This window comes from Prolixibacteraceae bacterium, from assembly GCA_019856515.1.
Classification (GTDB): domain Bacteria; phylum Bacteroidota; class Bacteroidia; order Bacteroidales; family Prolixibacteraceae; genus Halosquirtibacter; species Halosquirtibacter xylanolyticus.
Genome location: CP082230.1, coordinates 3096608 through 3109943, shown reverse-complemented (window position 1 = coordinate 3109943; position 13336 = coordinate 3096608). Strand labels below are relative to the sequence as shown.

At 36.4% G+C, this 13336-nt stretch carries 11 protein-coding genes; 9 read left to right on the top strand and 2 right to left on the bottom strand.

What is annotated here, in order from left to right; genetic code table 11:
• The first annotated feature begins 99 nt into the window (after positions 1-99).
• From topA to gldN, 7 genes are all read left to right on the top strand, one after another.
• Positions 100-2559 (top strand): type I DNA topoisomerase, encoded by a 2460-nt coding sequence (gene topA, locus K5X82_11315; protein ID QZT35882.1) that lies wholly within the window; start codon positions 100-102, stop codon positions 2557-2559.
• 490 nt (positions 2560-3049) lie between these two features.
• The gene (locus K5X82_11310) at positions 3050-4198 is read left to right on the top strand and encodes a hypothetical protein (GenBank protein ID QZT35881.1); all 1149 of its coding nucleotides are present in this window, start codon (positions 3050-3052) and stop codon (positions 4196-4198) included.
• 51 nt (positions 4199-4249) lie between these two features.
• Positions 4250-5206, top strand: coding sequence for a type IX secretion system membrane protein PorP/SprF (locus K5X82_11305; GenBank protein QZT35880.1), 957 nt, complete (start codon positions 4250-4252; stop codon positions 5204-5206).
• 59 nt (positions 5207-5265) lie between these two features.
• A complete protein-coding gene (locus tag K5X82_11300) occupies positions 5266-6579 on the top strand; it encodes an SUMF1/EgtB/PvdO family nonheme iron enzyme (protein ID QZT39124.1) in 1314 nt (437 codons plus the stop codon).
• A 223-nt stretch (positions 6580-6802) separates the two neighbouring features.
• Positions 6803-7723, top strand: coding sequence for a gliding motility protein GldL (gldL, locus tag K5X82_11295; protein ID QZT35879.1), 921 nt, complete (start codon positions 6803-6805; stop codon positions 7721-7723).
• Between the two features lie 3 nt (positions 7724-7726).
• On the top strand, positions 7727-9268 hold the full coding sequence (gene gldM, locus K5X82_11290; protein QZT35878.1) for a gliding motility protein GldM: 1542 nt from the start codon (positions 7727-7729) through the stop codon (positions 9266-9268).
• 92 nt (positions 9269-9360) lie between these two features.
• Positions 9361-10164 (top strand): gliding motility protein GldN, encoded by an 804-nt coding sequence (gene gldN, locus K5X82_11285; protein ID QZT35877.1) that lies wholly within the window; start codon positions 9361-9363, stop codon positions 10162-10164.
• 101 nt (positions 10165-10265) lie between these two features.
• Here gldN and K5X82_11280 read toward each other — a convergent pair whose 3' ends face one another.
• On the bottom strand, positions 10266-11366 hold the full coding sequence (locus K5X82_11280; protein QZT35876.1) for a mannose-1-phosphate guanylyltransferase: 1101 nt from the start codon (positions 11364-11366) through the stop codon (positions 10266-10268).
• Positions 11367-11551: 185 nt separating this feature from the next.
• On the opposite strand from K5X82_11280, the gene K5X82_11275 reads away from it, so the two are divergent.
• Together K5X82_11275 and K5X82_11270 are read left to right on the top strand one after the other, a co-directional pair.
• Positions 11552-12292, top strand: coding sequence for an ABC transporter permease (locus K5X82_11275; protein QZT35875.1), 741 nt, complete (start codon positions 11552-11554; stop codon positions 12290-12292).
• Positions 12289-13047, top strand: a complete 759-nt coding sequence (locus tag K5X82_11270; protein ID QZT35874.1) for an ATP-binding cassette domain-containing protein — start codon at positions 12289-12291, stop codon at positions 13045-13047. Before K5X82_11275 ends, K5X82_11270 begins: the two co-directional genes overlap by 4 nt.
• 92 nt (positions 13048-13139) lie before the next feature.
• Here K5X82_11270 and K5X82_11265 read toward each other — a convergent pair whose 3' ends face one another.
• Entirely contained in the window at positions 13140-13319 is a 180-nt protein-coding gene (locus tag K5X82_11265) for a hypothetical protein (protein ID QZT35873.1), read from the bottom strand.
• Between the last annotated feature and the right edge of the window lie 17 nt (positions 13320-13336).

The window sequence follows — 13336 nt, the reverse complement described above, 5'->3', positions numbered from 1 at the left end:
TGTTATTTTGTAATAAACGCGAACGTTTTTTTGATCAACGTTTTGCTTTTTCTTTACTTTGCAGTTAGTATTTTAGCTGATATTTCAAATCCGATTCAGATGAAGGAAGAAAATCTGGTAATAGTCGAGTCCCCAGCCAAGGCAAAGACAATTGAGAAATTTCTTGGAGAAGATTTCTTAGTCATGTCAAGTTTCGGGCATATCCGAGATCTTGATAAAAAAGACTTTGGGATAGACTTGAACAATAATTATACACCACGTTATGTGGTTTCAGAAGATAAAAAAAAGGTCGTAGCCGAATTAAAGAAAGCTGCGAAGAAAGCGAAGACTATATGGATCGCTTCCGATGAGGACCGTGAAGGGGAAGCTATCGGTTGGCATCTTATGGAGGTACTAGGTTTGAGTCCTGACTCAACCAATCGTATCGTATTCCATGAGATTACCAAAAGTGCGATTACTAAAGCTATTGAGAGCCCTCGTTTGCTAGATCTAAATTTAGTAGATGCACAACAAGCCAGGCGTATTTTAGATAGATTGGTAGGTTTCGAGATTTCTCCAGTGCTCTGGAAAAAGGTGAAACCATCGCTTTCAGCTGGACGTGTACAATCAGTTGCTGTAAGGCTTATTGTCGATCAGGAACGAGATATACAAAAGTTCAAACCGACATCTGCCTTTCGTGTGACTTCCGTTTTTGATACTGAAGATCCAAAGCGAGGTAAGGCCGAGTTGAAAGCTGAGCTTGGTACACGATTTAAGACTCACGGCGAAACCCAAGAATTCTTGGAGAAGTGCAATGGTGCTAATTTTCATATCGATTCGATTGTGAAAAAACCTGCCAAGAAGTCTCCAACTCCTCCATTTATCACTTCGACACTACAGCAAGAAGCTAGTCGTAAGTTAGGTTTTCCTGTAAGCATGACCATGTCTGTAGCTCAAAAGTTATATGAGGCAGGGAAAATTACTTATATGCGTACTGATTCGACGAATCTGTCGCAGTTAGCCTTAGATGCATCGAAAGATGCAATCGTAGATAAATATGGCGAAAATTATCATCACTTAAGAACTTTCAAGACGAAAGCAAAAGGTGCACAAGAGGCTCATGAGGCTATTCGTCCTACTTATATGAATCAATCAACGGTGGATGGAACACCGCAGGAGCAGAAGCTTTATGAATTGATTTGGAAAAGAACTATTGCTTCCCAAATGGCTGATGCTAAATTGGAAAGAACTACGGTAAAGATAGGATTTTCTGGTAGTGATGAGTTGTTTATAGCTACAGGAGAGGTATTAGTTTTTGATGGTTTTTTGAGTGTATATTTAGAATCGACAGATGATGAAACACAAGAAAACAGTATCCATAAAGGATTGCTTCCTCCATTAAGTGAAGGTCAGGATCTTATACCAAAAGAGATAGTGGGAACACAACGTTTCTCTCAAAAACCTCCTCGTTTTACGGAAGCAAGTTTAGTTCGTAAATTAGAGGAGCAAGGTATTGGACGTCCTTCTACTTATGCTCCAACGATCACAACAATCCAGAATAGAAATTATATTGTAAAGGAAGATCGTGAAGGTGTTGTGAGAGAGTATCAGATGTTGACACTGAAAAATGGAGGTATCCATTCCGAAACATGTACTGAGATCACTGGTGCTGAGAGAGGGAAATTATTTCCTACGGATATAGGTTTGGTTGTAAATGACTTTTTGGTGAAGAATTTTGACTCTATTGTGGATTATAAGTTCACTGCAAAAGTAGAGAAGGAATTTGATGAGATCGCTGAAGGAAAAAGAGTTTGGACCGAGATGATAGATGAATTTTATGTGCCATTTCACGAGATAATTGAGGATGTCATTGAAAATTCGGAGAGATCAACAGGAGAACGTCAATTGGGTATAGATCCAAAGACCGAAAAGCCTGTTTCAGTGCGTATTGGTCGTTATGGACCTATGGCTCAATTAGGAGTGACACAGGAAGATAGTGAAGAAAAGCCACAATTTGCGAGTTTACGTCATGGTCAGAGTATCGAGACGATTACTTTAGAAGATGCATTGGATCTATTTAAATTGCCTCGTCAATTGGGCGAATATGAAGATAAAGTAGTTACAGTTGCTGTTGGTCGTTTCGGGCCTTATGTTCGACATGATAGTAAATTCGTTTCGTTGAAAAAAGATGTTGATGACCCTCTTTCTATTGAGTTAGATAGGGCTGTTGAATTGATCGAAGAGAAAAGAGAGAAAGATCGTAAAGCTTTACTTCGTACTTTTGATGAAGATCCTGATTTAAGAGTGATTCAAGGTCGTTGGGGCCCATATATTGCATATCAAAAAGCAAATTATAAGATTCCTAAAGATACAGTTGTTGAAGAGTTAACCTTTGAAGGCTGTATGAAAGTTGTTGAAGAAGGCCCTAAACCTAAAAAAGGTGCAGCGAAGAAAACGACAGCAAAGAAGACGGCAACAAAGAAAGCTGCACCTAAGAAAGCTGCACCTAAGAAAGCTGCAACAAAAAGTACTGTAAAGAAAACGGCAACAAAAAAGAAGCCCACGACAGATAAAAAATAAAATTTGAAATATATAATAGTAGAATGAGGCTACCCTATGGTAGCCTTTTTTTGTAAAATACCCATATGATGATGTTGCCTTGTTATTGACTTTTAAAGCCTCAAATTGTATGTCAACACTTACTCCATTGATGGGGATTAAAAATAAATCCTTTTGGGAAAAATATCGAATAAGTTTCCTAGTGATCATTAAACGTTTTTGGTTGTGTGTGAGGTAATTAATTTAAGTATGTGATGTTCGTCAGCGAGTAAGTTGCTTCTTAGGTGGAATCATGACTTTTATTACGCTATTTTTTATAAGATTGATGGTGTTGAAAATAGATGTTATCATACAATTAAATATAAAGCATGCCTATTTCTCTATTTTGAAATATGGAAAAATGTTATATTTCTTTAGATCGTATATTGATATCAATTACAATTTTTGATAGCTTTATAAGAATGTAATATTTGTATGTTATTTCCCCTAAACAGAATAAGGTTTAATTTGTATGGAATTAGTAGATCTAATAGAGCCAATTGATTTTGATGTGTTTCCTTCGACTGTTTTTAGTGAGGGAAAAGTAGGTGTAAAAATCAAATACTTGACAGAATTGTCGGAGCCTGGTACGTTTTCTAAGAGAGAGGTCGTGATATTAGGATTGTTAGAACTTGGTGCTTCAAATTTTGGAAGAGATAATTATGATGCTTTAAGGGAGGCCTTATACAATATGTATGATCATTTTACCATGTTGAAGATACGAGATCTTGGGAATGTGAAAAGTGGACGGACTGTAGTGGATACTAAAGTTGCATTTGATGAGGTTATTGCCGAAATAACAAGACAAGGTGCTTTTCCATTAGTTTTAGGGAACCAATCCTCTCTATTCCATGTTTTATTTAAAAGAAATCAAAGAGATGGTAATGTCATTTGGTTTGATTCACGAATTCCAAGTCTTAAGAATGATGAGGTTTGTGGATGGAACTACCATTTGCAAGATGAAGATAAAAAGATGCTAATTGTATTAGGAACGCAGAAGTATTTGAATTCAAAGACAAATATGGATGATTTTCAATCGTTTGGTGGACATCATTTGGGTGTTGGGAAAATTCGTGATGAGATGTGTCTTATGGAGCCCGAATTAAGAGATAGTATTGCTGTAGGGGTGCATCTTGATGTGATGAAATCTGTTGATACACCAGGAGGTATTACTCCACATCCTAATGGGTTGAGTTCAACCGAGATGTGTCAAATGATGTGGTATTATGGCATGGGAAATCGCCCTTCTTCTCTCTCTTTCTGGGGATATCATGTAGATTTTGATCCAACTTTATTGGGTGCATATTCTATTGCACAAATGATTTGGCATTTTTTAATGGGGCTCGAGAGTTTCGATAATGATTTTTTTACTGGAACAGAGGCAAAGTGTATGGATCATTATGTAATACCCTTAGATTCGTATGGTGTAGTTCTCTATTTTATGAAGCATAGAATAAGTGAACGGTGGTGGTTTGCTGTTCAATACAATAATCTACGTTCTGACTACGTTTCTTGTTTAAGAGAGGATTATGAATTCTCTCGAAAAGGTGAAATTACAGAACGTCTTTGGCGTTATATTGTACATAAAAGAATGAATGTTGTGCATAAAGATAACAGCTGAGAAGTGATCATCTATGATATTTGTATAATGTAAAACAAGTATGGAACTAGCATGAATAAAATTAAGTTAAAGTCATTTGTAATCATTAATTATAGTTTATGTTTTTTAGTTTTAAATATAATAACTATTTTCGTTGCTAGAGCCCAACAAGATCCGCAATACAGTCAATATATGTTCAATATGTTGACAATCAATCCTGCAGCGGCGGGAGAAGATCGCTTTATTGATGCTTATATGTTAAATAGAATTCAGTGGTCGGGGTTTGATGGAGCCCCTAGATCTACCGATGCTGGAATTAGTGCCCAGTTACCATTATTGGGTAAGATGGATGGTGTCGGATTGAACTTTAGTAGTGACAAAATTGGTTATTATCAGAACGTTACTGTGAAGCTAGACTATTCATATGGAATGGTTGTTGGGAGCGGAGACTTACGTTTAGGGTTGTCATTGGGGATACTGAATAAGCAGTTTAAACCGCAATGGAAAGACCCTAATTTTGGTGACGATCCAGCGATTCCTACCGTTGATATTGCAAGTGTAGCCTTTGACTTAGGCGGTGGTGTTTATTATAAACATAAATATTACTATCTTGCTGCTTCTATTTCACATATTAATCAAGCCAAGTTTCCAACTGAAGGGAATGACCTATTTGTAAATAGGCATTATTATTTCAGTGCAGGTGGAAATTTAAGTTCTCAATGGAAGGATGTAATCTTACACCCTTCGATACTATATAAGTATGATGGAGTAGTTTGGCAATTAGACATGACCGCAATGGCGACATATAAACATCGTTATTGGGGAGGTATAACATATAGACTAGACGACGCAATAGTTGTTCTAGGTGGTATTGAATTAAGAAATGGTTTGCGTATTGGCTATTCATATGACATTTCGACATCATCATTGAGTTCATATAGCTCTGGTTCTCATGAGGTGTATTTGTCGTATCGAATAACGATGGCCAGTAAGCGAAGTCATCATTATAAGAGCGTGAGATTTTTGTAAAAAAGGAAACTATAGTGCCATATTCAACGAAAATTATGAAAAATTTTTTCTTATTTGGAATGATTAGTTCTTTCTTGCTTTTATTGGCAAGCTGTAGCCAGTCTTCGGAAGGTGAGCTTGTTGGAGTAGAAAGATCAGGAAAGTACTTTGAGCCGAGTCCTTATGGAATGACTTATGTTCCTAGGGGGTCATTTAACATGGGGCCAAGTGATCAAGATATCACATCTGGATTGTCTCCAAACCGAACTGTTACAGTGGAAGGTTTTTGGATGGATGAAACAGAGATTACAAATAACGAATATCGTCAGTTTGTCTACTGGGTTCGAGACTCTTTGGCTCGAAGGAAGTTAGGCGAGGTGAATGCCGACTTTCTTATTAGTGAGGATGATAACGGAAATCCTTATGATCCACCAATACTAAATTGGGATGAAGACATCGAATGGACAGACCCTGACAACCAGGTGGCGTTGGAAGATCTTTATTATAAAGAAAAAGATCGAATCTTTGGTAAGAAATCCATTGATCCAAACCAATTGATATTTGAGTATTATTGGGTTGATTTAAGACAAGCTGCAAAGAGGGAGAATGCGTATAATGCATCTGAAGATAAATATGAAGGATTTGTATATGATCTTGAAGGAAAACAAGTCCCAATTGAAGGACGTTCTAGTTTCATTATGAATAACAAAGTAATGGTGTACCCTGACACTTTGTGTTGGATTCGTGATTATACTTATTCATATAACGAACCGATGGCAACTACTTATTTTTATCATCCAAGTTTTGATGATTATCCGGTTGTTGGTGTGACATGGAAACAAGCGCGTGCATTTTGTGCTTGGCGTACACATTACAAGAATGATGCACTTCAAAAAGATGGACAAGAGCCTGTTCAGGCCTATCGTCTTCCTTCAGAGGCTGAGTGGGAATATGGTGCTCGTGGAGGATTGGCTCACTCGATGTATCCATGGGGTGGTGTTTACACTCGTAATGAAGAAGGTTGTTTTATGGCAAACTTTAAACCAATACGTGGTAACTATAGTGATGATAATGGAATGACTACTACGGAAGTTGCAAAGTACGATCCTAATGGGTTTAGTTTATATGACATGGCTGGTAACGTAGCAGAGTGGACAATATCTGCTTATGATGAAGCGACATATAACTTCATGCATGATGCGAATCCAAACTATGAATATAATGCATTACCTGATGACCCACCTGCATTGAAACGTAAAGTTATCCGTGGAGGTTCATGGAAAGATATTGCATATTTCTTGCAAGTGGGTACCCGAACTTATGAGTATCAGGATACTGCAAAAAGTTATATAGGTTTCCGTTGTGTTAGATCATCATTTCAAGATGAGTTTTAATATAATGTTTCGCACATAATACATTGTTGTTGAGATTGTTTTAGCAGATATTTTGTTTTACACAGAATGCCTGCTAAAATAGATATGGAGGTACTTGTCATTTAGTGATTTAACTAATTGCATATAAATTATCGGGTCTAATTGTGATCCATGCCATTATTGAATGGGTGTTCAGGTAGAATTGAGTGAATATAAACGTATATAAAATTAAAAAAATCAGAAGATGGGTGTAGGTGATTTTTTGCATTCGAATAAAGGAAAGAAGATTGTAGGTTTTTGTTATAGTTTCTTCTCTGCGGTAGTGCTATTAGGTGCTCTTTTTAAATTACAACACTGGCCAGGTGGTGGAACTATGTTGACTATTGGTATGGGGGCTGAGGTATTTCTTTTCTTACTAGGAGTATTCGATAAGCCTGTTGATATTCCAGATTGGAAAAGAGTGTTTCCTGAACTTCGTTCAGAAGAAGATCGTTTGTTAGATGAACAAGAAGGAGTTTTAAAACATAATTTCTATGATCAGTTCGATAAAGTAGCATCGGGTGCCGTCCCTTCAAATGGTGCAGTTGCTGCTCCAGCAGGTGCAATCCCTGGGGTTTCTGAAGAGGTGTTGAAAAATCTAGAGAAAAGTTTAAAGAACTTGACCAATACTGCGAATGGTTTTGCTGATATCTCTAATGCGACTGTTGCTGCAAAAGATTATATGCAGAATATGGAATCAGCATCTGAAGCTATGGGTAAATTTGCCAAGACCAATGAATCAGCTTCTGTTAAGATGGAGAAATCAGTAAGTGGCGTTGTGGATTCTTATAATAGTGCATCATCTGTATTGGCAAATACACACAAAGCTTTAGGTGATACTTTAGAGAAAGAGTCAACTCAATTTGGTACAAATATGTCCAAAGTGAATCATCAATTAACTGCATTGAATTCTTCATATGAGGCTCAACTGACTTCAGCGAATCAATATGCAGCAGCTGCAAATTCGATCTCAGGTAAGATGGGCGAAATGGAGAGTGCTTTTGGTGGTACTGTTGAAGAAGCGAAGAAATATCAAGCACAGGCACAGCAGTTAAATAATAATATATCAGCATTGAATGCCGTTTATGGTAATATGTTAGGTGCAATGAACGTTAATATCAAGTAAAATATGGGAGCAAAGTTTTGTGCTGAAGCACCGAGGCAGAAGCTGATTGGTGTGATGTATTTGGTATATACAGCCATGCTTGCATTGAATGTTGATAAGAACGTATTGAACGCATTTACGACGGTAGATCATGGTCTGGAAATGACGATCCAGAACTTTAATGCGAAGAATATACAGACTTATGCTCGTTTTGATCAAGCGGCAGCTGTCAATCCAAAGAAAGTCGGGAAATATAAGACAAAGGCAGATTCTGTTCGAAATAAAACAGATCGATTAGTGAAACATATTCAAGACCTTAAAGAGTTTATTGTATGTAAAGCTGATCAAAAGCCAAAGGCCGATTTTGATAATATTGAGAAAAAGGATGATACCCATATTGCGGCAGAAGTTATGCTGAATGAGGGAAAAGGTAAGGTCCTTAAAGAGATGCTCGAAGGTTACCGTGAGAATTTGGTAACTATGGTAAAGCAAGATACTGCTTTGGTTAGTGCCTTGAATAAATCTTTAAGTACTGACAAGCCTAAGAAAATAAAAGGTGAACTTCCTCAGACTTGGGAATCATCTCGTTTTGATGGCTATCCTTTGATTGCAGTCGTGACATTGATGACTAAAATGCAGTCTGATTTAAGGAATGCAGAGGCGGATGTGATTAACTATCTGTTTAAACAGATCGATGCCAAGTCGTTTAAGGTTAATAAATTGTTATCTCAGGTTATACCTAACTCTACCTATGTATTAGAGGGAGGAACTTATCAGTCTCAGATTTTCCTTGCAGCAGTAGATACTACATCATATCCGTCGATTACAGTTAATGGAAAGAAGTTGAAGGTTAATGGTAATGGTAAAGCAATTTTCTCAGTTCCAGCAACCAAAGCAGGTGATTATTCATATAATGGAAAGATTCGTTTTAAGATGCCTAATGGCAGTTATAAGAATTTTCCATTCAAAGGAGAATATCAAGTGGCTCGCCCTACTTTAACGATATCTCCTACGAAGATGAATGTATTCTACAAGGGGGTACCTAACCCAGTGAGTATTTCTGTTCCAGGTGTATTGCCAAGTCAATTAGAACCACAGGTTTCTAATGGTAAAATTAAGCGAACAAAGAGTGGTTATGAGGTGTATCCAACAACAGCAGGTAAAAAAGCTGTCGTTTCAGTATATGCGAATTTACCTTCTGGAAAGAAATTGATGGGTAAAATGGATTTCCGAGTGAAACGTGTGCCTGATCCAATTGCAGAGATTTTTGGATTATCTAATGGTGCAGTGTTAAAAGGGAAGTTCAAAAGAGGTGTGCAGGTTGAAGCAGTGTTAAAGGATTTCGATTTTGATTTGAAGTTTAAGGTAAAAACTTTTGTTGTTTCTACTTCAAAACGAGGTTTTGTAGTGGAGAAGAAATCTAATTCTGACCGTTTAACCTCAGATCAAATTAAGCTGATTAAAGGAGTTACTAGAGGAAGTCGTGTTTATATTGAAAACATTATTGCCCATGGTGATGATGGAACAGATCGACGTCTTCCAAGTATCAGTTTACGAATCAACTAAGAGAATTTTAATTAACTCATTATATGAGAAGAAGAGAACTATTATGGTTCTCTTCTAATAATAGGACGTGTTTTATCAAAAGAATTTGCATTATGAAAAAGGTACTATTCCTAATAATGGCAATAATTTGCCTCAGCAGTACGCTCCTTCATGCACAGTATGTGCCGCATATCACTTCAGAGAGAAAGCCTGCTCCTCTACCGAAGGTGAGAGAGGCAGATATTATTTGGAAAAAGACTTTGTGGCGTATTATTGATCTTCGAGAGAAGATGAACCAACCCCTTTATTATCCAACCAAGGAGGTAAATGGGAAGAAGAATTTGATGACAATTCTATTTAGTGGAATTGAGAAAGGTCAGTTTTTAGCATATAGCCCAGATGAGACAAACGAATTTGATGTTCCAATGGATTGGAATGAAGTTGGTGATAAACTTTGGACATATTCCGATGAACCATTCCAAGAGCCTTTTACATTAGATCAAGTAAATCTTGGAGATGTGAAGCAGTTGATGATCAAAGAAGTTTGGTTTTTTGATAAGCAGGCATCTTATATGCAGGTACGTATTTTAGGGTTATGTCCAATTCTTATATATCCTAAAGATCCAAATGATCCAAAATCTCCTATCAATAAGAAACAGGTTTGTTGGATTTATTTCCCAAATACAAGGAATATCTTGAGTCAATGTGAGGTATTTAACCCTTTCAATGATGCAAGAAACCTAAGTTTTTATGATGTATTCATTAATCGTAAGTTTGATGGGTATATTTATCAAGAGTCGAATATGTATAACAATCGACGTATCTTATCTTATGCAAAAGGCAAACATGCCAGTGCAGAAGCTCAAAGAATTGAGAATGAGATTTTCAATTGGGAACAAGATGTATGGGAGTATTAAGCAGATATTTCGATAAAATACATAAGTCCTAAAAACATAACGGTTGTATCACTGTATTATAGTGTTACAACCGTTTTATTTTTTTATGATGAGCAAATTGTTTAATGTACTACTTCTTTCTGCTCTTCCAAAAGTTTCATATCTGTATTAAACTGTCTCAATAGATGTTCTTGGTCCTTTTTGCATACGAGAAGAATATCATCTGTCTCTACAACTATAAAATTATCTAAGCCTTGGATAATTGCCTTTCTATTTTTAGGGAGCTGTATTATAGAGTTCTCACTCTGATAAGTAAGGATAAGATCGCTATTTTTAACATTATGATCTTCATCTTTTGAGAAATTCTCTTGGAATGAATTCCAAGATCCTAGATCAGACCAACCTAATTCAGATATAAGGGTGTATACATTCTGTGCTTTCTCCATTATACCATAATCTATTGAAATATTGGGACACTCCGCATAAACCTTTCGAATAAAATAGGGTTCATTTTCTGTCGATAAGTTGTGTCTTCCAGACAAAAATAGGTTGTGAATATCTGAGAGGTATTTCGCAAAACCTTCAATAATAGAGTTGGTCGTAGTGATATATATACCGCTATTCCAATAGAACTCCTCCGATTCAATGAATATCTTAGCCATATCTCGGGAGGGCTTCTCGGTAAAAGTTTTTACTTGATACAGGTTGGAGATATTTTTATATTTAATCTTTTCGTCAACTTGTACATAGCCATATTCGGTCTCTATTCTTGTTGGCTTGATCCCAATAGTTAAAATAACGTCATTTTGATTTACAAAATCCAATGCATTTTCGATCTCCTGTTTGAATAGAAACTCATCTGTGATCATATGATCAGATGGGGTAAATACGATGTTTGCATCTCCTTGTGTGTGATGAATCTTATGAGATGCGTATGCCATACTCGATGCCGTATTCCTTTGGAATGGTTCTAAGAGAAGGTTCGTACTATGTACTTCTGGAAGTTGTTTATTAACAAGCTCTTTATACTTGTCTAATGTAACAATCCAAATGTTCTCCTTCGGAAATACTCTACTAGCCCTTTGATAAGCAAGTTGTATTAGTGTTTTTCCAGTTCCTAAAAGATCTAAGAATTGTTTCGGTTTTTGACTAGTACTGATTGGCCACAGACGTGCCCCTGTACCTCCTGCAAGTATTACACAGTGATTGTTTTTGCTTTCCAATTTTTTGTGATTTTAATTCAACGTATCCATTAATTTCAACATTGTCATTAAACAAAACATCTCTAAAGATAGTTTGTTTTGATCTAAGTAACGAGTTTTACATCTATTTTGAGAAAAATTAAAAGAATTGTGTATGAGCACTATTATTGTGTATTTTTATCATCAAATAATTAAAGTAAGTCATAATGAAGATATTTGAGTCTATAGGAGACTATTGCGTATTGATGGCTAAGGTGTTTAAAAAACCACAAAAAATGAGTGTGTTTTGGGAACATCTTTTGAATGAGATTGATAAGCTTGGTGTTGGATCAATGAGGATTGTAATGGTCATTTCTATTTTTATGGGAGGTATCTTGACACTTCAAGTATCTTATAACCTGACCAATCCATTTATGCCCAAATATTTGATTGGTTTAGGAAATAGAGATACATTAATTTTAGAGTTCTCCTCTACTATTCTTGCATTAATACTCGCGGGAAAAGTGGGCTCTAATATTGCAACCGAAATAGGGAGTATGCGAGTAAGTGAACAGATTGACTCTCTGGATATCATGGGAGTTAATTCTGCGAGCTATCTTATTCTTCCGAAAATCATAGCTTGTATTGTATTTAATCCGGTATTGTATATATTGAGTGTTGCTACCGGTATTGTCGGAGGGGCTATTGTTGGTCCTGTTACAGGTGTTGTGTCTATGGGAGATTACGTAGAAGGACTCGTTCACACTTTTAATCCTTTTTATGTGACTTTTTCATTTATAAAGTCTCTTGTTTTTGGATTTATTATTGCATCAATTCCTGCATACTATGGATATAATGTTAAAGGTGGAGCGCTAGAAGTTGGAAAGGCTAGTACTGACTCTGTTGTGTTATCTAGTATTCTAATTCTTTGTGCGGACTTAGTTATTACCCAACTATTTTTCAAATGATAGAAGTAAAAAATATTAAGAAGTCTTTTCAAGGACGAGAGGTCTTAAAAGGTATTGATGCCGTTTTCATGCCTGGTCAAACAAACCTTATAATAGGTCAGAGTGGATCAGGTAAGACGGTGATGCTAAAATCAATTGTTGGGATACATGAAGTAGATAGTGGTAGTATCCTTTTTGATGGCAAAGAGGTGTCCTCTATGAAGTTTAAAGAGAGACAGAAGCTTCGCCAAGAGATAGGTATGGTTTTTCAAGCCGGTGCACTTTTTGACTCTATGACTGTTGCTGACAATATTCGATTTCCAATGGATATGTTTACCAATATGACCAAAAAAGAGAAAGAGATGCGCGTAGATCGATGTATCGATATGGTTGAATTGGAAAATGCACATAACCTTTTCCCTTCAGAGATTAGTGGCGGAATGCAGAAGCGTGTTGCCATTGCAAGAGCGATCTCTCTTGAACCCAAATATCTTTTCTGTGATGAGCCTAATAGTGGATTAGATCCAGTTACTTCTATTGTGATAGACAAGTTGATACAGAGGATCACAAGAGATCTTAAAATTACGACCGTAATCAACACTCATGATATGAATTCAGTGATGGAGATTGGTGAAAAAATACTGTTCTTATATCAAGGTGAGAAAGGATGGGAAGGTAGTTCAGATGAGATACTTCATGTCGATAATGAGGATTTAAATAGATTCGTATTTGCATCTAATATTCTTAAGAAAGTTAGAGCAATAGAGACCAAATAGAAAGCGACCCTTTTTTGAAGAGTTACTCTCTTTAACCTACTTGTAGCTTAGAAACAAAAAAGAGTCGACAATGTCGACTCTTTTTTTATTATTTAGCTGAAAACTCTTCTAATAATATTACCATGTTCGATGCCAAAATTATCTTGGCAGAATTGTAATAGTTCATTTAGGTTGTCGGGACCGACCCATTCAATACACTTTAATAACTCCTTTTCGAATAACTCTTCCGAAAAACTTACTTTGGGAAGAATAACACGTGCATAGTCAAGCATAACAATTGATCTTGTTG

Bases quoted from the DNA above. Each gene is read 5' to 3' on its own strand.
- K5X82_11305 (QZT35880.1), top strand. From the start codon at position 4,250: ATGAATAAAATTAAGTTAAAGTCATTTGTAATCATTAATTATAGTTTA.
- K5X82_11310 (QZT35881.1), top strand. From the start codon at position 3,050: ATGGAATTAGTAGATCTAATAGAGCCAATTGATTTTGATGTGTTTCCT.
- gldM (QZT35878.1), top strand. From the start codon at position 7,727: ATGGGAGCAAAGTTTTGTGCTGAAGCACCGAGGCAGAAGCTGATTGGT.
- K5X82_11300 (QZT39124.1), top strand. From the start codon at position 5,266: ATGATTAGTTCTTTCTTGCTTTTATTGGCAAGCTGTAGCCAGTCTTCG.
- gldN (QZT35877.1), top strand. From the start codon at position 9,361: ATGAAAAAGGTACTATTCCTAATAATGGCAATAATTTGCCTCAGCAGT.
- K5X82_11265 (QZT35873.1), bottom strand. From the start codon at position 13,319: ATGCTTGACTATGCACGTGTTATTCTTCCCAAAGTAAGTTTTTCGGAA.
- gldL (QZT35879.1), top strand. From the start codon at position 6,803: ATGGGTGTAGGTGATTTTTTGCATTCGAATAAAGGAAAGAAGATTGTA.
- K5X82_11275 (QZT35875.1), top strand. From the start codon at position 11,552: ATGAAGATATTTGAGTCTATAGGAGACTATTGCGTATTGATGGCTAAG.
- topA (QZT35882.1), top strand. From the start codon at position 100: ATGAAGGAAGAAAATCTGGTAATAGTCGAGTCCCCAGCCAAGGCAAAG.
- K5X82_11270 (QZT35874.1), top strand. From the start codon at position 12,289: ATGATAGAAGTAAAAAATATTAAGAAGTCTTTTCAAGGACGAGAGGTC.